Annotated in this window: 25 protein-coding genes and 1 tRNA gene; 19 read left to right on the top strand and 7 right to left on the bottom strand. The window is 32.0% G+C overall.

The window, feature by feature from the left end; all coding sequences use genetic code 11:
* Positions 1–167: 167 nt before the first annotated feature.
* The 3 genes from NAT51_RS15815 to rplU all read right to left on the bottom strand — a co-directional run bounded on the left by NAT51_RS15815 (position 168) and on the right by rplU (position 1,494).
* Positions 168–620 (bottom strand): 6-pyruvoyl trahydropterin synthase family protein, encoded by a 453-nt coding sequence (locus NAT51_RS15815; RefSeq protein WP_250600373.1) that lies wholly within the window; start codon positions 618–620, stop codon positions 168–170.
* A gap of 156 nt (positions 621–776) precedes the next feature.
* A complete protein-coding gene (rpmA, locus tag NAT51_RS15810) occupies positions 777–1,037 on the bottom strand; it encodes a 50S ribosomal protein L27 (RefSeq protein ID WP_108777454.1) in 261 nt (86 codons plus the stop codon).
* 25 nt (positions 1,038–1,062) lie between these two features.
* Complete coding sequence (rplU, locus tag NAT51_RS15805; protein WP_250600371.1) at positions 1,063–1,494, bottom strand: 50S ribosomal protein L21; 432 nt, start codon at positions 1,492–1,494, stop codon at positions 1,063–1,065.
* 186 nt (positions 1,495–1,680) lie between these two features.
* Between rplU and NAT51_RS15800 the strand changes: the two genes are divergently transcribed.
* From NAT51_RS15800 to NAT51_RS15770, 7 genes are all read left to right on the top strand, one after another.
* A complete protein-coding gene (locus NAT51_RS15800; RefSeq protein WP_250600369.1) occupies positions 1,681–3,006 on the top strand; it encodes a M16 family metallopeptidase in 1,326 nt (441 codons plus the stop codon).
* Between the two features lie 4 nt (positions 3,007–3,010).
* Positions 3,011–5,137 carry an insulinase family protein gene (locus NAT51_RS15795; protein ID WP_250600367.1) on the top strand — a complete coding sequence of 709 codons (2,127 nt, stop codon included), beginning with the start codon at positions 3,011–3,013 and terminating at the stop codon, positions 5,135–5,137.
* A 100-nt stretch (positions 5,138–5,237) separates the two neighbouring features.
* A complete protein-coding gene (locus tag NAT51_RS15790) occupies positions 5,238–6,005 on the top strand; it encodes a TatD family hydrolase (protein ID WP_250600365.1) in 768 nt (255 codons plus the stop codon).
* A 60-nt stretch (positions 6,006–6,065) separates the two neighbouring features.
* Entirely contained in the window at positions 6,066–7,202 is a 1,137-nt protein-coding gene (locus NAT51_RS15785) for a 1-acyl-sn-glycerol-3-phosphate acyltransferase (protein WP_250600363.1), read from the top strand.
* Entirely contained in the window at positions 7,189–8,217 is a 1,029-nt protein-coding gene (locus NAT51_RS15780; RefSeq protein WP_250600361.1) for an asparaginase, read from the top strand. The genes NAT51_RS15785 and NAT51_RS15780 overlap by 14 nt, the downstream gene beginning before the upstream one ends.
* Before the next feature lie 55 nt (positions 8,218–8,272).
* Positions 8,273–8,362, top strand: a tRNA-Ser gene (locus tag NAT51_RS15775).
* Between the two features lie 261 nt (positions 8,363–8,623).
* Positions 8,624–9,862 carry a site-specific integrase gene (locus NAT51_RS15770; RefSeq protein ID WP_250600359.1) on the top strand — a complete coding sequence of 413 codons (1,239 nt, stop codon included), beginning with the start codon at positions 8,624–8,626 and terminating at the stop codon, positions 9,860–9,862.
* Between the two features lie 315 nt (positions 9,863–10,177).
* On the opposite strand, the gene NAT51_RS15765 is transcribed toward NAT51_RS15770, so the two are convergent.
* Positions 10,178–10,555: a winged helix-turn-helix transcriptional regulator gene (locus NAT51_RS15765; RefSeq protein WP_250600357.1), complete on the bottom strand. Its 378-nt coding sequence runs from the start codon at positions 10,553–10,555 to the stop codon at positions 10,178–10,180.
* A 141-nt stretch (positions 10,556–10,696) separates the two neighbouring features.
* On the opposite strand from NAT51_RS15765, the gene NAT51_RS15760 reads away from it, so the two are divergent.
* Positions 10,697–11,647, top strand: a complete 951-nt coding sequence (locus NAT51_RS15760) for an NAD(P)H-dependent oxidoreductase (protein ID WP_250600356.1) — start codon at positions 10,697–10,699, stop codon at positions 11,645–11,647.
* Positions 11,648–11,818: 171 nt separating this feature from the next.
* On the opposite strand, the gene NAT51_RS15755 is transcribed toward NAT51_RS15760, so the two are convergent.
* The 3 genes from NAT51_RS15755 to NAT51_RS15745 all read right to left on the bottom strand — a co-directional run bounded on the left by NAT51_RS15755 (position 11,819) and on the right by NAT51_RS15745 (position 13,316).
* Entirely contained in the window at positions 11,819–12,271 is a 453-nt protein-coding gene (locus tag NAT51_RS15755; RefSeq protein ID WP_250600354.1) for a hypothetical protein, read from the bottom strand.
* A gap of 466 nt (positions 12,272–12,737) precedes the next feature.
* The gene (locus NAT51_RS15750) at positions 12,738–12,989 is read right to left on the bottom strand and encodes a tetratricopeptide repeat protein (protein WP_250600352.1); all 252 of its coding nucleotides are present in this window, start codon (positions 12,987–12,989) and stop codon (positions 12,738–12,740) included.
* 69 nt (positions 12,990–13,058) lie between these two features.
* Positions 13,059–13,316: a hypothetical protein gene (locus tag NAT51_RS15745; RefSeq protein WP_250600350.1), complete on the bottom strand. Its 258-nt coding sequence runs from the start codon at positions 13,314–13,316 to the stop codon at positions 13,059–13,061.
* 322 nt (positions 13,317–13,638) lie between these two features.
* Between NAT51_RS15745 and NAT51_RS15740 the strand changes: the two genes are divergently transcribed.
* The 11 genes from NAT51_RS15740 (at position 13,639) to NAT51_RS15685 (ending at position 21,497) form a co-directional block, all read left to right on the top strand.
* On the top strand, positions 13,639–14,226 hold the full coding sequence (locus tag NAT51_RS15740) for a Crp/Fnr family transcriptional regulator (RefSeq protein ID WP_250600348.1): 588 nt from the start codon (positions 13,639–13,641) through the stop codon (positions 14,224–14,226).
* 81 nt (positions 14,227–14,307) lie between these two features.
* Entirely contained in the window at positions 14,308–14,613 is a 306-nt protein-coding gene (locus NAT51_RS15735) for an SDR family oxidoreductase (RefSeq protein WP_317245601.1), read from the top strand.
* 247 nt (positions 14,614–14,860) lie between these two features.
* Positions 14,861–15,436 (top strand): Crp/Fnr family transcriptional regulator, encoded by a 576-nt coding sequence (locus tag NAT51_RS15725; RefSeq protein ID WP_250600346.1) that lies wholly within the window; start codon positions 14,861–14,863, stop codon positions 15,434–15,436.
* A 226-nt stretch (positions 15,437–15,662) separates the two neighbouring features.
* Complete coding sequence (locus NAT51_RS15720) at positions 15,663–16,070, top strand: OsmC family protein (protein WP_250600344.1); 408 nt, start codon at positions 15,663–15,665, stop codon at positions 16,068–16,070.
* A 2-nt stretch (positions 16,071–16,072) separates the two neighbouring features.
* Positions 16,073–16,351: a GNAT family N-acetyltransferase gene (locus tag NAT51_RS15715; protein ID WP_250600342.1), complete on the top strand. Its 279-nt coding sequence runs from the start codon at positions 16,073–16,075 to the stop codon at positions 16,349–16,351.
* Positions 16,352–16,362: 11 nt separating this feature from the next.
* A complete protein-coding gene (locus NAT51_RS15710; protein ID WP_250600340.1) occupies positions 16,363–16,587 on the top strand; it encodes a (4Fe-4S)-binding protein in 225 nt (74 codons plus the stop codon).
* A gap of 21 nt (positions 16,588–16,608) precedes the next feature.
* Complete coding sequence (locus tag NAT51_RS15705) at positions 16,609–17,331, top strand: pirin family protein (protein WP_250600338.1); 723 nt, start codon at positions 16,609–16,611, stop codon at positions 17,329–17,331.
* Positions 17,332–17,344: 13 nt separating this feature from the next.
* The gene (locus tag NAT51_RS15700) at positions 17,345–17,875 is read left to right on the top strand and encodes a YceI family protein (RefSeq protein ID WP_250600336.1); all 531 of its coding nucleotides are present in this window, start codon (positions 17,345–17,347) and stop codon (positions 17,873–17,875) included.
* Positions 17,876–17,896: 21 nt separating this feature from the next.
* Positions 17,897–18,319 (top strand): DoxX family protein, encoded by a 423-nt coding sequence (locus NAT51_RS15695; protein ID WP_250600334.1) that lies wholly within the window; start codon positions 17,897–17,899, stop codon positions 18,317–18,319.
* Positions 18,320–18,451: 132 nt separating this feature from the next.
* Positions 18,452–19,678, top strand: a complete 1,227-nt coding sequence (locus tag NAT51_RS15690; RefSeq protein WP_250600332.1) for a hypothetical protein — start codon at positions 18,452–18,454, stop codon at positions 19,676–19,678.
* Positions 19,679–19,682: 4 nt separating this feature from the next.
* Positions 19,683–21,497: an amidohydrolase gene (locus NAT51_RS15685; protein WP_250600330.1), complete on the top strand. Its 1,815-nt coding sequence runs from the start codon at positions 19,683–19,685 to the stop codon at positions 21,495–21,497.
* Positions 21,498–21,499 lie beyond the last annotated feature (2 nt).

Genomic DNA, 21,499 nt, shown 5'->3' with positions numbered 1-21,499 from the left:
AAAAAATCATCTGATAATAAATTTTCTTTTTTCATAAGACTGTGTAACATTTAAAATTAAACAAAAAAATAATGGGGTTTTAAAACCCCATTATTTTTTATACTTACACAGTTAGTGAGATACTACCTAAACAACTAACAACTCATAACTCATAACTCATAACTGAGCTACTCGTTATCAACAGCGTACCACTCCGCAAACGAAGTCTCTGTCTCCTGTAGTCTTAACGAATGTAGCTTAACACTTTCCGGAAGTCTTCTCTTGATCTTATCGGCAAAATCAATCACCATGTTTTCGCTTGTAGGCTGATAGTTCACTAAAATCACATGATGGCCTCTTGTTTTTAATTCGTTGGCCAGTTCGATGTGTGGAGTAGTGGCATTAAAGACAGTAGCGTGGTCAAAAATATCCACGATGTCTTCCTTTACAATTTTCTTTAAGTCCGAGAAATCGATTACCATACCGTACTTCACATTATTGCGGTCAGTTATGGGCGAACCAATAACCGTTACAGAAAGCTTGTAACTGTGTCCGTGTACGTTTTTACACTTCCCGTCATACCCGAATAAAGCGTGACCGGTTTCAAAATTAAACTGTTTGGTAATGCGTATTTTACTCATAATAGAAATATTGTTGCAAAGGTATTAAATAAAATCAGTAACCGCAGATTCGCAAATTAAAAACGATTTGTAATTTGTGAATCTGCGGTAGATTTATTGTTTTAAAATAAAAAAACGCTCAAGAAGAGCGTTTTTATATTGTATGTTCTGTGAAGACTATGCTTCAAAAGGAACGATTGACACAAATGATTTGTTGTCACCTTTCTTTTGGAATTTCACAACACCGTCAACTTTAGCATGTAAAGTATGATCTTTACCCATGTAAACATTTTCACCTGGATTGTGTTTAGAACCTCTTTGTCTTACAATGATATTACCAGCAATAGCTGCTTGTCCACCATAAATCTTAACACCTAAGCGTTTCGATTCTGATTCTCTACCATTCTTCGAACTACCGACACCTTTCTTGTGAGCCATGATGTTTTGGTTTTATAAGTTAATATTATTCTTGCGTATCTTCTTTTTTGGCTTTAGTAGCTTTTTTCTTTGGAGCTGCTGCTTCCTCAGTTGCTGCTTCTACTTTAGGAGCTGCCTCTTTTTTCGGAGCTGCTTTCTTAGCACCTGATGCTACAATACCTTCAACAATAATCTGAGTTAATGCCTGACGGTGACCATTTCTTTTCTTGTAACCTTTTCTTCTTTTCTTTTTGAAAACGATTACTTTTTCTCCTTTTAAGTGTTGTAACACTTTAGCTTCTACTGAAGCACCTTCTATAGCTGGGGCGCCTAAAGTTACGTTTCCGTTATCGTCTAATAAAAGAACTTTGTCAAAAGAAACTTTTGATCCTTCTTCACTAGCCAAACGGTGAACATACACTTTTTGGTCTTTGCTTACTTTAAATTGTTGCCCTGCTATCTCTACGATTGCGTACATAACAATGATGTTTATTAAAATTTTAAGTGCGCAAATATACAACTATTTGTCAACTTGGCAAGTATGTGCGAAAAAAAAGTAAAAATGATTTTACGAAAAGAAAGTAATTTAGTACAAAATTTGCTTTTCTGATGTAACAAACAGAAATGTTCAGAGACTAAATTGCATACTATTTTATTAAATTTTATGAAAAAATCATTGAAGGTTTTGGGCTTTTTCTTTCTTTTTGGAAGTGTCGTAAATGCCCAAAAGGTAGATTTTCAGGAGCTTACTCTTGATAACGGATTACATGTTATTTTACATCAGGACAAATCGGCGCCTGTTATTATTACTTCAGTCATGTATCATGTTGGAGCTAAAGATGAAAATCCGCAACGTACGGGTTTTGCCCATTTTTTTGAACATTTGTTGTTTGAAGGGACTAAGAATATCGGTCGCGGGGAATGGATGAAGTTAGTATCTTCCAATGGAGGAACAAATAATGCAAATACTACGGATGACAGAACGTATTATTTTGAGGTTTTTCCATCTAATAACCTGGAATTAGGTTTGTGGATGGAATCAGAAAGATTGATGCATCCTGTCATTAACCAGATTGGGGTTGATACTCAAAATGAAGTGGTGAAGGAAGAAAAAAGACTCCGTTATGATAACCAGCCTTATGGTCAGTTTTTGGCAGAAATAAAAAGGCATCTGTTTAAAAAACATCCTTACCGTTGGACTACCATTGGCGCTATGGAACATTTGGATGCAGCAACTTTAAAAGAATTCCAGGAATTTAATGCAAAGTTCTATGTGCCTAACAATGCTGTACTTGTTGTGGCAGGAGATTTTGAATTTGATACTGCTGTGAAATGGATCAAACAATATTTTGGTCCAATAAAGAAAGGTGCCAATATTAAGAGGGAAACTTTTGTTGAGGAGCCAATTATGGAAACGATCAAAGCAACTTTCGAAGATCCAAACATACAAATTCCTGCAGTGTTTGCTTGTTATAGAACACCTTCAATGAAAACACGTGATGCAAGGGTGTTGGATATGATTTCCACTTATTTGAGCAACGGAAAGAGTTCAAAGCTTTATAAAAAGATGGTTGACGATGAAAAATCGGCTTTGCAAGTTGGTGCTTTTAGTTTTTCCCAAGAGGATTACGGTGCTTATATTTTGTTTGCCGTTCCTATAGGAACTAATACTACAGAGAGTATGCTGACTGACATCGATGAAGAAATTAATAAACTTCAAACAGGTTTAATTTCCGAAAAAGATTTCCAGAAACTGCAAAATATCTATGAGAATAAATTTGTCAATAACGTTGCTAATGTCGAGAAAGTTGCAGAAAACTTAGCTGCATTTTATTTGTTGTATGGTGATGTTAATCTGATTAACAATGAAGCTGATATTTACCGCTCGATTACCCGGGAAGACATAAAAGAAGTGGCAAAAAAACACCTGAATTCTAATCAAAGATTAGTATTGGATTACATTGCTCCTAAAGACAATGCGAAAAACTAAGAGTATGAAAGCGAAAATTCAAGACACGAGCGCCAGCGAATTGGCGAAGCAATTACGTAATATGAAAACACTACTGATAAATAAAAACGCAATTATATTATTTTCAAGCTTGTTTTTTACCTTGACATCTTTACAAGCACAAAACGAAAGGCCAATGCCAAAACCGGGACCTGTGCCAACGGTAAATGTTGGAAAGCCTCAAAAGTTTACTTTACCAAACGGGTTGAAAGTAATGGTGGTTGAAAATCATAAACTGCCCCGTGTTTCTTTCAGTTTGAGTGTTGATAACAATCCACATGCCGAAGGAGCAAAGAAAGGAGTTAAAAATTTAACAGGTGAATTGATTGGTAAAGGAACAAAATCGGTATCTAGAGATGTTTTTAATGATGAAATTGACATGATGGGCGCAAGAATCGATTTTTCGGCTGATGGGGCATATGCTTCCGGATTGTCAAAATATTCGGTAAGAATTCTTGAACTTATGGTGAAAGGATGTTTAGAGCCGAATTTTACCCAAGATGAACTTGATAAGGAAAAAATTGAACTTATTGAGGGAGTTAAATCAGAAGAAAAAGATGTTGCAAATGTTGCCTCCAGAGTGGAAGATGTTTTGGCTTTTGGGAAAAACCATCCGTTTGGAGAGTATCTTACGGAACAATCAATCAATGCGGTTTCATTGAATGATGTGATTCAGTATTATAATACCTATTTCGTTCCTGAGAATGCTTATTTGGTTGTCATTGGTGATGTGAAGTTTGCAGATATAAAAAATAGAGTGGAGAAAGCTTTTGAGAATTGGACTAAAGCTTCTGCTCCTAATGCAACTTATAATGACCCGAAAAATGTGCAATACACACAGATCAATTTTGTTGATATGCCTAATGCAGTACAGTCGAATGTGTCATTTGTGAACACGGTCAGTCTGAAAATGACAGACAAGGATTATTTTGCAACTATTATTGCAGATCAAATCTTTGGAGGTGATTTTGGCAGCTACCTGAATATGAACCTTCGTGAGAAACACGGATGGACATATGGTGCCGGATCATATGTGAACGGAAGTAAGTTTGTAACAAAATTTACAGCTTCAGCTAAGGTACGTAATATGGTAACTGATAGCGCAGTTGTTGAGTTGTTGAACGAGCTTAAAAGAATAAGAACGGAAAAAGTAACAGATCAAGTTCTTAGAGATGCAAAAGCAGCTTATATCGGAAGTTTTGTAATGAAAATAGAAAAGCCTGAAACGGTTGCGCGTTATGCTTTACAAACGGAAACCCAGAATTTACCGTCTGATTTTTATGAAAACTATATAAAAAGTATCAATGCAGTTACGGCTGATGAAGTAATGAATGCGGCAAAAAAATATTTTCTGGCTGATAACGCAAGGATTATTGTAGTTGGAAAGGGAAGTGAAGTGATTCCTGCATTGGAAAAAACTAAAATCCCAATGTTCTTCTTCGATAAATATGGTAATCCGGTTGAGAAACCTGTGACCAAAAAAGCAGATGTAAAGGTTACGGTAAAATCGGTAATTGATAATTATGTTAATGCGATTGGTGGTATAAAGGCAATTTCTGAAGTTAAAACAGTGGCAACTTTTGCCAAAGGGAATATTCAGGGACAGCAGCTGGAATTTAATACCAAGGCATCGTCTAAGGGAACATTTGCGGTTGATATGGTTTTGCCTGCAATGAAGATGACGGTTATGAAGCAGAGAATCAATGATAAAGTGGCTTATATTGAGCAGCAAGGGAAGAAAAAGATGATTGAAGGTGAAGATTATAAGTTGATGAAATCACAGGCGCATCCTTTCTTTGAGTTGTACCTTATTGATAATCCGCAAGTAACATTTACAGGAATTGAGAAAGTAAATGACGTTGATGCTTATGTGGTCAAAACGCCAAAGTCCCGTTTGTTCTTTGATGTAAAAACAGGTTTGAAAATAGCATCTGAGAATGAAAGCAAGCAGGGTGAGCAATTGATTAAACAAATGATTTATTTTGACGATTATAAAGAAGTAAAAGGGGTGAAGTATCCTTTTAAAATAAGTATTGAAGCCGGGATGCCAATTGATCTTGTGGTTTCGGATGTGAAAGTAAATGAAGGAGTTGCTGATTCAGATTTTCAGTAATTAGAATTTATTAGTCCTTTTTAAAAACGTCCTGATTATTAATCAAGACGTTTTTTTATTCTTTCTAAATCTCAGTACCTTTGCACTTTAAATAAATACCATGATTTTTACCGATACACATACACATTTATATTCTTCACAATTTGCCGATGACCGTGCCGAAATGATTCAGAATGCCATGGATAAGGGGGTTACGCGTTTCTTTATTCCGGCTATCGATTCGACTTATGCACAGCGTATGTTTGATCTTGAGGCGCAATATCCTGATCATGTTTTTCTGATGATGGGATTGCATCCTTGTTATGTGAAGGAAAACTATCTGGAGGAACTGGCTTTTGTGGAAGAGCAGTTTGGAAAAAGGAAATTCTATGCCGTGGGCGAAATCGGGATTGATTTGTATTGGGACAAAACGACTTTGGATATCCAGAAGATTGCTTTTCAAAGACAAATTCAATTGGCAAAGAAATACAAACTGCCTATCAACATTCATTGCCGTGATGCTTTTGATGAAATTTTCGAAGTGCTTGAGCTGGAAAAGGGTGACGGTTTGTTCGGGATCTTCCATTGTTTTTCAGGGGATCTGGAGCAGGCTCAAAAAGCCATCTCATACGGAATGAAACTTGGAATAGGAGGCGTGGTGACGTTCAAAAACGGAAAGATTGACCAGTTCCTGGATCAAATCGATATCAAACATATTGTACTGGAAACCGATGCGCCTTATCTGGCTCCGGCTCCGCACAGAGGAAAAAGGAATGAAAGTGGGTATGTAACATTGGTGGCTCAGAAACTGGCGGAGATTTATAATCTTCCAATTGAAGAGATTGCCCGTATCACGACTGAAAATTCTGCAACGGTATTCGGAATATAACGCAGTATTTACAAAGGATTCAAAAATTATTCGTTCATTTGTAGTAGAAATTAAGCAGAAATGTCAAAATTCGATGCCATCCGACCTTATTATGATGCCGAAGTAAATCAGGCAATCCAAAATGGAATCAATCATCCCATCATGAAAGCGATGATGCAGTTCACGTTTCCTGATGTTGATGAAGAAGTGTGGAAAGCACAGTTGAAAAAAACACATTCCATCCGTGATTTTCAATGTAACTTCATTTATGAATCCATTCAGAAAGTATTGCAGAAAAGCTCTGACGGATTATCCACTTCGGGGTTTGAAAAACTGGAACCGAATACTTCCTATTTATTTATATCCAATCACCGCGATATTATATTAGACACTTCATTGCTGAACATTGCTTTGTTTGACTATGGACTGGTGATGACTGCCTCAGCTATTGGTGATAACCTGGTAAAGAAAGATTTCTTACGCTCGTTGTCTAAGTTGAACCGCAATTTTGTTGTACAGCGTGGTTTGCCACCAAGGGAATTGTTGCAGAGTTCACACTTAATGTCGGAATATATTGAGCAGTTATTGCTTCGTGAAAACCGCTCGGTATGGATAGCACAACGCGAAGGAAGAACCAAAGACGGTAACGATGCCACGCACAGTGGTGTGCTTAAGATGTTGTCGATGGCTGCAAACGGAAGGGATGTAATCGATTATTTCAAAGAGATAAAGATTGTGCCTATTTCCATATCCTATGAATATGATCCTACCGATGCTTTGAAGATGCCACAGTTAATGGCCGAAGCGAATAATGAAGTATATGTGAAAAGTTCCAATGAGGATTTTAATAATATACTGCGCGGGGTTTTAGGACAAAAGAGAAGAATACACATTCATGTTGGAGATATACTGGACAGCGAGTTGGATGCGATTAAGGAAGAACACTTAAATAACAATAAGCAAATACAGGCGTTAACCCAAGTGGTTGATGATTCCATACTGCAATCGTACCGTTTGTGGCCAACCAACTTTATTGCTTACGATCTTTTAAACAATACGACCCGTTTTCAGGATAAATATACCGATCAGGAGAAATCCCTTTTCCAGCGCCGTCTTGAAATGCGTATCGATAAGCAAAACCAGCAAATGAAAGAAGGCTTTCTGGCCATGTATGCTAATCCTGTTGTCAACAAATTAAAATACCATGACATCGTCTAATCCTAATATTTTACTGATTTATACCGGTGGTACCATTGGTATGGTCAAAGATTTTGAAACAGGTTCCTTAAAGGCTTTCAATTTTAATAAACTGTTGAAGAGTATCCCCGAATTAAAGTTGCTGGATTGTGAGATAGCGACTGTTTCGTTTGATACGCCCATCGATTCTTCGAATATGAATATTCAGGAGTGGGTAAAGCTTGCTTCGATCATTGAGGAAAATTATAATCAGTATGACGGGTTTGTGGTGTTGCATGGTTCCGATACGATGTCGTACTCGGCGTCAGCCTTAAGTTTTATGCTGGAGAACCTTGACAAGCCAGTGGTTTTTACCGGTTCGCAATTGCCGATAGGGGATTTGCGTACCGATGCAAAAGAAAACCTGATTACGGCTATACAGGTAGCATCGTTACAACACAAAGGGAAACCGGTTATCTCCGAAGTGTGTCTGTATTTTGAATATAAACTCTACCGTGGTAACCGTACCACAAAAATCAGTGCCGAACATTTTAATGCCTTTACATCTCCCAACCTGACCTGTCTGGTTGAATCAGGTGTGCATTTGAAGGTAAATGAAGAAATCCTTTTGAAGCCTACCGGGAAGAAAATAGAAATACACAAACAGTTTGATGATAATGTAGCGGTGGTGAAGTTGTTTCCGGGTGTGAACCATCACGTCATGAAGGCCATACTTTCGGCGGAAAACCTGAAAGGAATAGTACTGGAAACCTATGGGGCAGGTAATGCGCCTACTGAAGAATGGTTTGTAAACCTACTTTCGGAAGCGATCCAAAAAGGAATTCATGTGGTGAATGTAACCCAGTGTTCGGGGGGAAGCGTGAATATGGGACATTATGAAACCAGTTCACAATTAAAGCAGATTGGGGTGATTTCAGGGAAAGATATCACTACCGAGGCAGCTATTACCAAGCTTATGTACCTGTTAGGGCAGAACGTCGCGCCGTCTGTATTTAAAACCATATTTGAAACATCTTTGAGAGGTGAAATGAATTAATTCGTTTTGTCCTTTTTTTTCTGGAAAAAAATAGATTTCTTTGCAATCCCATAATAGAGAGGTGTCCGAGTGGTTGAAGGAGCAAGCCTGGAAAGTTTGTATGTGGGTAACTGCATCGAGGGTTCGAATCCCTTCCTCTCTGCCAGTATAGAATACAAATTGAATTAAAACCCTTTAAATCGTATGATTTAAAGGGTTTTTTCATTTCCAACATAATCAAATTATTCATTAATGAGTGAACCTAAAGGGATAAAATCGGTTACCCTAAAATAATCCAAATCTTTGGTAACCGATTTGTCCTTTAAGACTAGTATTTACAAGGCTTAACAACCAGTTCAATGATTGTACATCTTGTGGATTAGTCCAATTGAAGTTAATTTAATAACAACTAAAAAAGGTTATCACAATGAAAACAAAAGTATCTATTCTCTTTTATGCAAAGAAAGCAAAAGCCAACGTTAATGGATTATTACCAATCTACACAAGAATCACAGTCAACGGCAAAAGAATTGAATTAAGTACCAATCGATTTGTAGAAACCTTTAAATGGTCTGTAGAAGCTGGTAAAATGAAAGGTTCATCAGAGGAAGCTCGTTCAATAAATAGTCACCTTACTCTACTTAAAACTCAAATTATAGATGCTCAAATGGAATTAATCCATAAAAAGATACCTGTAACAACTGAATCTCTTAAAAGCAAAATATTGGGAGTAAATGAAAAAGCAAGGATGCTAGTTCCAATCTTCCAAGACCATAACAATAAAATAAAAGAATTGGTAGGCAAAGAATACGCTTCCGGAACGTTAGAACGTTATACCACATCTTTAAAACACACTATTGAGTTTTTGGAATGGAAATATAGTGTCTCGGATATTGAGATTTCTAAAATAAACCATGCCTTTATTACCGATTACGAATTCTATTTAAGAAGTGTTAGAAATTGCGCTAATAATACTGCCGTTAAATACATCAAAAATTTCAGTAAAATAATTAAGATTTGTTTGGCTAATGATTGGCTTGAGAAAAACCCATTTGCCAATTATAAATCTAAAGTTAGAGAAGTAGAACGAATTTATTTATCTGAGGAAGAAATTCAAAGTATTATTGAAAAAGATTTTAAAATAGAAAGATTGTCTCTAGTGCGTGATATTTTCCTTTTTAGCTGTTTTACGGGTCTAGCATACATTGATGTAAGGAATTTGACAAAATCCCATATAAGTATCGGTATCGATGGTGAAAAGTGGATTTTTACACATCGTCAGAAAACAGAAAGTGCTTCTAAAATCCCAATACTACCAGTTACGCAAATGATAATTGATAAATACGAAAATCATCCACAATGTAATAATGAAAATAAACTTCTACCAATTCTTAGCAATCAAAAAATGAATGCTTATTTAAAAGAAATTGCAGAAGTTTGTGAGATTGAAAAAGAATTGACATTCCATATTGCCCGACATACTTTTGCTACTACTGTAACTTTAACAAATGGAGTTCCGATTGAAAGTGTTAGTAAAATGCTCGGTCATAAAAATTTGAGAACTACCCAACACTATGCAAAAGTACTAGACAAAAAAGTAAGTGAGGATATGAAAATTTTGAGAAATAAATTTAAAATAGAAATACCCAACAATCTAGCAAAATAAAATATCAAGAACATTGTTTACAAATACCTACAAGAACACAGTTCATTTCTTGGACAATATATTTTTCCGGAATAGAAAAATCAACAAGCGTTGTAAGATATTCAATTGTTTCACATTTTGTACAACGAAAATAATTATTTATTGGTATTTCGTCACATTTTATACTGACGGCAAGGTACTGTTTATTATCATTCGCAACTATTCTATGGTCAATTTCATCAAAAATAGTTTGAGGCAAAATACTTAAGTAACCAAATTCATGAATGATATACTCAAATCGTGAATTTTTGTCTATACTAATTGCCGCTTTTGTAACTACTTTTTTGTGTGCATTACATACGATTTTTCTTTTACAACAAAATGTCCCCAATCAACTAAAGATTCCAATAAAGGTATAAGTGTTTTACCAAAATCTGTTAATGAATATTCTACTTTCAAAGGCGGTTTTATATTAAAAACCTCTTTTTTTATAATTCCGTCTTTTTCTAAACTTTTCAGTTGAATAGTAAGCATTTTTTCGGTAATATTGGGGATGTTTTTTTTAATTTCATTAAACCTTTTCTTATTTTCAATTAAGTACCAAAGCACTACAGTTTTCCATTTTCCACCCAGATGGTGCATTGCTACATCCATCCCACAATGAAATTTTAACCCATCAACATAATTGGGAAGTAATCCTATATTATTATTCATTTAAATTATTTTAACCTGTCAAGATTGACAGTTATTGATTGTGTACAAATTTAGAAATAGTTTTGCAACTGTAATAAATATAGTTTAAAATGTGTGCACAAACAATTAACTATCTTAATGAATTCCTTAAATTTTAACAATATGAAAGTCCTAGTTATCCTATCACATCCCAATTTGGAAAGTTCAATAGCCAATAAAACAATCATCGAAAATCTAAAAAAAGCGAATCTAGAAATAGCATTAGAAGTGCGTCATCTAGAATCATTATATCCTGATTATATAATTGATGTAAAATCAGAGCAAAACGCTTTGCTTAATGCAGATTTTATAATTTTTCAACATCCATTTTATTGGTATAGCACACCTGCAATCCTAAAGAAATATTTAGACGAGGTATTAATTTGGGGATTTGCTTTTGGTGTTGGTGGTGATAAACTCAAAGGCAAACAATTTTTACAAAGCATAACTTTAGGTGGCTCTAAAGAATCTTACACACCTCTTGGCTATAATCGTTTTAGACTAAAAGATTTTTTAAAGCCAATGGAACAGACCGTTTATCACACACAAATGATTTACAATCCTCCTTTATATTCTTATCGCAATGCTTATGAGCCTAACATATTAAACTCTATGTCAGAAGTAAAAGAAAATGCTGTTGCTCATGCAGAAAAAATTATTGCAAAAATTCAAGATTTCACTAAAGGAAATAAAGTAAAAGTGGAAGCATTTATCCACAAGTGGTTTACTCATTTTGACAAGTTAGATGAAAACGGATATTTTATTCAATACCTACATAAAAAAGTAGAATTTACATTTCCTGGATATGGTAATATGATAGGACATGGCGAATTCAATAAATGGTATCAATCAATAATAGAAAAATTAGAGGCGCCTACAAAACACGAAGTTAAAAATTTAATAATCGAGGAAAGAGAAAGAAATGAATTTGATATCCGTTTTCAAGTACAATTCCAAGCTAAGGAAAAAGAAAGCCAAAAAGAAATCAATGTCGTTGAATCAGAAAATTGGAAATTAATTTGGGATGAGAATAGCGATAGACCATTAATCGAAAAATACATTGTAACCGTTTAAATCAAAAAAAATAAAGGTAGTGTCTCAATAACTGTGTAAGTTAGTGAGACACTACCTAAAACCTATTTTTGCAGCGATTCTTTCCTTTCTTTTTCTACAAGATTCTGGAGCAATATTAAGCATTGACGCTATTTCTTTATTGCTTAAATTCATATAAATATATGATATGAATCAAACGTCATTTGCAGTTAGCGTTGGGTGAAGTGATTTTAGAGTTGATAAAAACCCGAAGTTGACTTCTTCAAAATGTGTAATAAAACTATTCCATTCTTCATCTGTGTTAAGATGGTTTTGAAGTGAACTAATATGTTTTATCAACGAAATATCTTTAGAGACTTGAGCAATTTTTGATAAATCGATTAATAATTCTTCAATCATATTGTTTCTACCTGAAAGATATAATGCTTTTGAAGATAATTTTCTATTTCTTATTTCAACTTCATTTTTTAGTTTTTGTTGTTCCAAAAGTGAAATAGCTTGATTTTCAGCTACAATTTTTTCAAGTAATTGTACTTCATTTATTTCTTTCTCAAGTTTTAAACTTATTATCTGTTCATTCTTTTCTGCAATTAATTTGTTTTGTTTATGTAAAATTACTTGCTTTCTAAAAAAAATAATTACCAATAGAACAACAATGCTAATAAATATAATTATAGAAAAATAAAAAACTCTATTTCTGCTAATTTTTTCTTCATTATTTGCAATTTCATTTTTATAATTTTAAATTTCAAATTTTACTTTATTGTTTTCAAAAAGTTTAGCATTATTAATTTCATTCAAATTTTCATTTGTTTTAAATATTGAATCTTTGTATGAAAAAACTTCTTGGTAATTTTTTAATTTGAATTTTATTTCAGAAAGTAATTCGAAACCTGAAATTTTATCTTCTAAATTTGGATTTTGTTTAAAAATTTTATTTGCGAACAACAATGATTTATCATATTTTTTTTCTCTTAAATAACTTTTTGAAATAATAGTTAGTAAAGGAATTGTAACTTTATTATCATCTTCAAATGTTTTTTTTAATTAATTTTAAAGTATTTTCGCGTGATTCTATAAATTTACCGTCCAATAAATCACAGTTAGTTAATTAAATTTCAGCCATCACTAAATATTGCTTGTATTTTTTTAATAGTGGTAAAGATTCTGCAAAGTATTTACGAGCCTTTTTGGGATTATTCTTGTCATTTTCCAAGTTACCCAAATTCATTCCGTACAAACCAATTTTGAGTTGGTCTTTATCGTCTTTTGCAATCAAATAAGCTTTTAAAAAATAGTCAGTTGCTTTATTAAACTTTTTCTCTTTAGAATATAATATAGCAATGTTATTTAGTACAATCATTTCATATTTTGATTCTAAGTGCTTAATGAAAATAGTGTAGGATTGTAAGTAATAATTGAGTGCTTCTCCTTAGTCCAAAAGCATATAATAATTTGCTCCAATATTGTTAATAGCAAGAAATTGTTGTTTGTACCAAAGGTTACTATCAGCTATGATTTTACATTTGGTAAGAATTTCTAATGATTTCTTGTGCTTATTTTTTTGCATTGCTTCAACACCGACTTTTATTAATGCATCACATTTTTGAATTGTATTAGCTTTTACCAAAGAAAAGCAAAGTAAAATAGTTATAAGATTTAGTTTTTTAAAGAAATTTGAATTGGTCATTATAAATTTTTAATTTTAGAACTTTTTGATTTAAAAAGTCAAATTTATCCATAATTAGTAATTACAACAACTATATATCTTCAAAAAATAGTTTGAATTTAAAAAACAAGCAAATTTAAAAGATTTTATAACGTTAATAAGAAAAATTATATAAAAAAAATTTAATTAAAAATGTGAGTGATGATTAATTCAGAAATAAGGTTTTGTACTAATAACTAATAAACCATATTAAAAATTATTTATTTAATGGTCAAATAACAACATTAATATTCAAAATATACCAAATTAAATTAATAATTTTACACAAAATATAAAATTATCTATGGATTCTCCACTATACAAATACATTAAAGAATATTCATCCACTCCTCTTTATCAAGAAGATTTTGACGAAATATTAACTTATTTTATACCAAAAAAATTAAAAAAGAGAAGTTATTTTCTTCAAGAAGGCGAAGTTTGCGAATATGTAGGATTTATAATAAAAGGAGCAATGCGAGAATATTATGTAGATAATAAAAACAGAGAGTATATCGTAAATTTATATGTAGAAAATTGGTGGGTTCGTAATCGAGAAAGCTGGGTAATGTCTACCCCATCTAAATATAATATTGATACTTGGGAAGATTCAGAATTAATCCTAATTACAAAAGAGAATTTTATAAAATTAAAAGAAAAATTTCCAAGTTTTAATGAAATGGTTACAACAATGGACGAAAGAAATATAATTGCAACTCAAAATAGGGTGACTTTATCAATAAGTTTAAATGCTGAAGATCAATACCAAAATTTTATTGATAAACATGAATATTTTTTTAAACGTTTCCCTCAACATGTTATTGCTTCCTATTTGGGTATATCAAAAGACACGTTGAGTAGATTAAGAAGAAGAATGAAAAATAAAAATTAATGTTTTTCCATTTTAAATTAGATAATATTAAATTTTCTATTTATTCTTGATACCAAAATCAATTTTTGGATAGTATCATAAATATTAATTTTAAAGGAGTTTTTTTCCTTAACGCAAAAGTTTTTACTACTGTTAAATGATGGTGGAAGACTTGCAAATATTTCATCAAAATTAATAATAATTTCTTTTCCGAATGTTTCTAAATATGCAAGTATGAAAAGAACTATAGAAACCTATACAAAATGTTTAGCAAGAAAATTAGGAAATAGACAAATCACTACTAATAATGTAGTAGATGAAGCAATTGCAATTGATTTTGGTGGAGCTTACAACAACAACACAAACACAAACACATTCACGAAAAATTTATCGAGAAAGCTAAATTAAAAGTTTACACAATAAATTTAACAATTCTGAAATTGCTTACACACTTGGTTTTGAATATAGTCAAAGTTTTTTTAAACTGTTTAAAACTAATTTATCTCGCTTTGATTTTAAAAATTCATTTAATTGATTTTCAATAAGAATGTTTATTTAATAAGTCATATTAAACAAATCCAATCAAATTATGTTAATTAAGTACATAATTTATCAAATAAAATCAATAATTTTGTATTTATTTATTTATTTATTTATGCAAGTCCTTTTAAATCATATTAATAAATACATTACTACTCCCGTATCTGAAAACGAATTTAAGCTAATAAGTAGCTATTTCATTTATAAAAAAATTAGAAAAAAGCAATACCTTTTAGTTGAAGGAACAGTTTGTAAATATTTTGCATTTATAAAAAAAGGTGCTATGCGAAAATATTATATAGATGAAAATGGAAAAGAAAATATTGTAAATTTGTATTTAGAAAATTGGTGGGTTGTTGATAGACAAAGTTATAGCACAAAAACACCAAGTTCATACTTTATAGATGCGTGGGAAGATTGTGAACTTTTAATGATAACCATAGAAAATAAACAAAAACTTGAAAATGATTCTCCATCTTTTAAAGAGTTAATTTATAAAATGAGAGAGAATAACGATTTATGCAACCTAAAAAGAATAACCTCTTTAACTAATTGCTGTGCTGAAACAAGATATAATGATCTTATTTCAAATTATCCAGAATTTTTACAGCGTTTCCCTCAAAACCTAATTGCATCTTATCTTGGCATTACTAAAGAAACTTTGAGTAGAATAAGAAAACTAAACCATTGATAAATTAGACATTATTAACAACAACAGATATAAAAAGTAGACTTTTGTCTACTTTTTTTTTTGACTTTTATTTATAATTCTTATTTTCATTACAATTAATTTTACATTATTATAAGATCTTCATATAAAAGATATGTTTTTTATAATAATACTACTTATTTGTTAAGAGTAATTAATTATTTGATTTATTATAATCAATAAATAAAAAATTTGAAATTAAAATACTATGCAAAATGTTTTTGAAAAACCAATAATAGCATCAATTGGTCAAGAATTATACAAGGTTACTATTCAATGGCGCAATGGCGTATTTATTGCTGACGAACCATTTAATTTAGGAGGTAAAGATACTGGACCAGATCCTTACACTCTACTTTTAGCATCTTTAGCATCTTGTACCTTATCAACTTTGCGAATGTATATAGATAGGAAAAAATGGCAAATTCCAGAGTTATCGGTAGAAATAAACGTAAGTCAATCCATTTCAAATTCTTTAATCACTGAAATTAAAAGAGATATTCGTTTCAAAGATTTCGTTTCACAAGAAAAAAAAGAAAGATTATTTGTAATTGCTAAAAAATGTCCAATATCTAAATTATTAGAAAATCACATAACTATTAATACAACTATTTAAGTATGGAAATTAAACAAAAAGACGATACCAAAAAAGGTGTTTTTTATGTAGAAATAAACGATAAAACTTTAGCCGAAATGACCTATGTGTGGGCAGGTGCAGATAGAATAATTATAGACCACACAGAAGTAAGTGAAACATTGGCGGGAAAAGGTGCTGGCAAACAAATGGTAGCTAAAGCTGTTGAATTTGCTAGAGAAACAAAAATAAAAATAATTCCACTATGTCCATTTGCTAAATCTGTTTTTGATAAAGTTGAGGATTTTAAAGATGTATTGTAAAATCAAATATTATGGATAAAATAAATGTAACCAAAGAATATACAAATGGAGAAACAACCATTGTATGGCAATCAAATAAATGCATGCATTCCGCAAAATGTGTTCAGAACTTACCTTCCGTTTTTCAACCAAAAGAACAACCTTGGATAAAAATTGAAAATGCCTTAGATGAAGAAATAAAAAATACTGTTGCCAAATGCCCTTCTGGTGCGCTAACTATAAAACACAAACAATAAATCATAAATAAATTAATAATTATGGAAAATTTTGTATTACATAAAGCAGCATCGAGAGGACAAGCAAATCATGGTTGGTTAGAGAGTTACCATACTTTTAGTTTTGCAAATTATTATAATCCTGAAAGAATGAACTTTGGTGTTTTAAGGGTTTTAAATGATGACAGAGTAAGTGCTGGTATGGGTTTTGGAACTCACTCACACAAAAATATGGAAATTATAAGTATTCCACTTGAAGGTGATTTGGAACATAAAGACAATATGGGAAATTCTAAAGTAATTAAAGAGGGCGACATTCAAGTAATGAGTGCAGGTAGTGGAATTTCTCATAGTGAATATAACAAAAATCAAGATAAGTTGGTAAAATTCCTTCAAATATGGATAACTCCAAATAAAATTGATGTAGAACCAAGATATCAGCAAATCACTTTAGACAAAAAAGAAAGAATAAACAAATTTCAACAAGTTTTATCGCCAAATCCGAACGACGAAGGAGTTTGGATCTATCAAGATGCTTGGCTCCATTTAGGAAGTTTTGATAAAAACATAACCGCTAAATACGAATTAAAAAATCATCAAAATGGGGTGTATTTTTTTATAATTGAAGGTAAAGCAACCATTGATGGCAATAAGCTAGACACAAGAGATGGTTTGGGTATTTGGAATACTAATCAGCTCAATATAACTATAGATGAAGAAAAAACCGAAATCTTAATAATGGAAGTATCAATGTTAATTAATTAAATAAAAAGAAAAAATGGAAAAATCAAATTGGGTGATAGACCCTACACATTCAGAAATTGGATTTAAAGTAAAGCACATGATGTTTACAAATGTATCGGGAAAATTTAATGCTTTCGATGCTAGAATTGAAAACGAGAATAACGATTTTACTTCGTCAAAAATTGTTTTTAATACTCAAGTAAGTTCTATTGATACAAATAGTACTGACAGAGATAATCATTTAAAAAGTGTAGATTTTTTTGATGTTGATAATTTCCCAAAAATTTCATTTATATCAACTGAAATAACAAGAATTAATGATAGCAAGTTTATTATTAAGGGTGATTTAACAATTAAAGGAGTCACAAAAAATATTCAATTACATACAGAATATAGTGGTTTAATGACCGACCCTTGGAATAACACCAAGTTAGGAATTTCGGTTTCAGGAGAAATTAACAGAAAAGATTTTGGTTTAACTTGGAATGCAGCACTTGAAACTGGTGGATTACTGGTTGGTGAAGAAATAAAATTAATATCTGAAATTCAATTTATTAAACAATAAAACTTAATTTTTTATAATCAAATGAACATAACAAATTTTTTAACCAAATTTAAAGAAAGTAGTGTTTCCTTCGATTTATCAATTCTTTTTTTTAGAGTTGTAATTTCATTGCAATTAATTGTTGTTCATGGTTTAAAAAAGATTGGTATTGGAACGGAGATAGCTGAGAAAGTGCCTAATCCGTTTCATTTTCCAGAATTGATAAATCAATCATTTGCAATTTGTTCTAGTATACTTTTCCCTCTATTGGTAATTATAGGTCTTTATACGAGACTTGCAACAATTCCTATTCTAATTGTTACTCTATCGGGTTACTTTATTGTTCATTGGAATGACACATTGTTGGAGAGAGACGTTCCTTTTATGTATTCAATTTGTTTTCTATTAATCTTTTTAACTGGTCCAGGTAAATACGCATTAGATTCCCGTTTTAAACGTTCTTAAAAACTATTCAAGCATTATTTTCTAACTAATTAACTTTCTATTCATTAAGATAAAAAGATTACCAGTTGGTTAAGAAATATAATTTATTTCAAAATTCAATTTATTAAATATTAACACATTAAATTTTTTAACATGAAAAAAACATTTTTAACATTTGTAATAACTATTACATCTGTTTTGGCATTTGCCACAAATCCGCAATCAGTCACAGTCATCAAATTTGGCGACGACAATACCTTATTTATAGGCGATAGTAAATCGGCTACATTGTACGCTTATACAGTACCTAATGTAGATAATTCATCAGCACAAAAGGCTTACAATATACATGATTTAAGCAATAAAATTTCAACTTTTTTGAAAGTAAATCCATTGGATTTAATCGTTAGAGATATGTCCGTAAATCCAAAATCAAAGGAGGCATACATTGCTATTGATACAAAATCAAAAAATGGGTACACTTCTCAAATTGTAGTAGTAAATCAAGATGGTAAAATTCGTAAATTTGATTTAGTTTCTACTAAACATACTGAAATAAAGATTAATGACGCTCCAACAAAAGATATTATTTTTTGGGACAAAACCCCAATGCGTTCATTAACTTTTACAGATATAGATTTCTACAAAGGAAAATTGTATGTAAGTGGAATGTCTAATGCAGAATTTTCGTCTGCATTAAGAGTTATTGACTATCCTTTTAATTCAAAAATTAGCACAACTTCTCTAGAAATATATCACGCTGTACACGGTCAAAATGAAACCAGAGCTCCAATTCAAACTTTACAATTTGTTAATTTGAATAATGTAGATTATGTTTTAGCTGCATATACATGTACACCTTTAGTTTTAATACCTGTAAAAGATTTAAAAAACGGCGCTCATATTGTTGGTAAAACCATTGCTGAAATGGGTTATGGTAATACGCCTGTAGATATAATTAAATTTCAATCAGAGGACTTTGATAAAAAAAAGTATGAAGGAATTATTCTAGCTAATAGAAACAGAACAGCCCAATTTGTAAACTTAGATGATTTATCAATAGGCTCAAAAACAGACGGTATTGGTTATGCAGGAATGGCTGAACATGCAGGTATACCAATCACTAATTTACCAATGACTGGATTAATGCAGATGGAAGATCAAGATGATTATCATATACTAACGATGCGAAGAAATGATGAAACAGGGAGTTTAGAATTGATTTCCTTTTTGAAAAATTTGTATTTAAGATTAGATGAGTTTGTTACAGAATATGACCAACCAACTTATAAATACAATGATCCTAATCAAATCCAAATGAAAGGTTATCAAAACATGATGATACAAGACCTAGGTCAAGATAAATTTAAAAAACAATAATATTATGTTATTTAATGAAAAAGTCAATATTCTCGGCTTGAAATTACTATTTACATTTTTTATTTTCGTAATACTAATAAGTTGTTCTAGCGGTAAAATACAAAAAGAAACTGCAGATATGATTGTGCACAATGCTAATATCACTACACTTAATGAAAATCAACCCACAGCCGAGGCAGTTGCAATCAAACAAGGGAAAATTATTGCAGTAGGTAATTCCAAGGAAATACTAAAATTAAAATCCAGCAATTCACTTATAGTTGATGCAAATGGTAGGCGAATTATTCCCGGTTTAAATGATTCTCATTCTCATTTTTTACGAGGAGGTCTTAGTTACTCACGAGAACTACGCTGGGACGGTGTGCCATCTTTAAAAGAAGGTTTAAATATGATTAAGAAAGCTGCCGAGATTACTCCACAAGGAGAATGGGTTCGTGTTATTGGCGGGTGGACACCTTGGCAATTTATTGAAAAGCGATTGCCAACTCCTGCTGAATTATCCGAAGCTTCTCCTAATCGACCCGTTTACGTCCAGTACTTTTACAGTGCAGCTATTGTGAATTTAAAAGGTTTGGAAGTATTAGGAATTTCAAAAAACACACCAAATCCATATGAAGGTCGTTTTGAAAAAGATAATGAAGGTAACCCAACAGGTCTTATGCTTGCGGAGCCTCATCCTGGTATTTTCTATGGAAAAATAGCAGCTTTGCCAGAAACAACAAAAGAAGTTGAAGCTAATTCTACAATTTATATGTTTCGAGAATTAGCACGTTATGGATTAACTAGTGTTATTGATGCAGGTGGAGGTGGATTTAACTACCCACAACAATACAATACAGCAGAACAATTAGCAATTGAAGGAAAATTACCTATACGTGCTTCGTTTTACCTATTCGCTCAAAAGCCCAAAAAAGAGCTTCAGGATTTTATGACATGGAGCGATATGAATGCCGCAGGTTCTAACAAAGACCCCAACAAAGAACATGGTTTTGAATTAGAGGGTGCTGGTGAATATCTTCTATGGGAAGCTGCTGATTATGAAAATTTCAGATGGGAACGCCCCGAATTACCTGATACTATGGGTGAAAACATTGAGCCAATTATCACACTATTAATAAAGAAAAGGTGGCCATTTAAAATTCATGCTACCTATGATGAGTCTATTCAAAAAATTCTTGCTGTTATCGAAAAAGTTAATAAAGAAACTCCACTAAAAGGATTAAGATGGTCTTTTGAACATGCAGAAACCATAAAACCAGAAACTGTAGATAGAATTGCTGCTTTAGGTGGAGGCATTGCTTTACAAGATAGAATGGTTTTTTTGGGAGATGATTTCATAGAGCGTTATGGTGTAAATGCTGGTAAATATAGCCCTCCTTTGCGTTATATATATGATAAAAAAATACCTATGGGAATGGGAACCGATGGTACACGCGGTGGCAGTTTTAATCCCTTTGTTTCATTACATTACATGGTTACAGGAAAAACTGCTAGCGGGAGAATAATATATGATAAAGACAATGTATTATCTAGAGAGGAAGCGTTAAGAGTTCATACTTATGGCAGTGCTTGGTTTTCAGATGAGGAACATGTTAAAGGGCGAATTAAAATTGGACAATTTGCAGATTTTGTTCTCTTATCAAAAGATTACATGAAGGTTTCTGATGAAGAAATAAAAACTATAGAATCGGTTTTAACCATAGTAAATGGAAAACCAGTATATGCTTCAGGTAATTTTGAATCATTAGCGCCTAAAATTCCTGAAATTCTTCCTAATTGGTCTCCTGTAAAACTCTTTGGGTCTTATTACAAAAATTAAAA

The sequence above is a fragment of the Flavobacterium amniphilum genome, from assembly GCF_023634845.1.
GTDB lineage: Bacteria > Bacteroidota > Bacteroidia > Flavobacteriales > Flavobacteriaceae > Flavobacterium > Flavobacterium amniphilum.
This window is presented reverse-complemented; position numbering and strand designations above follow the sequence as displayed.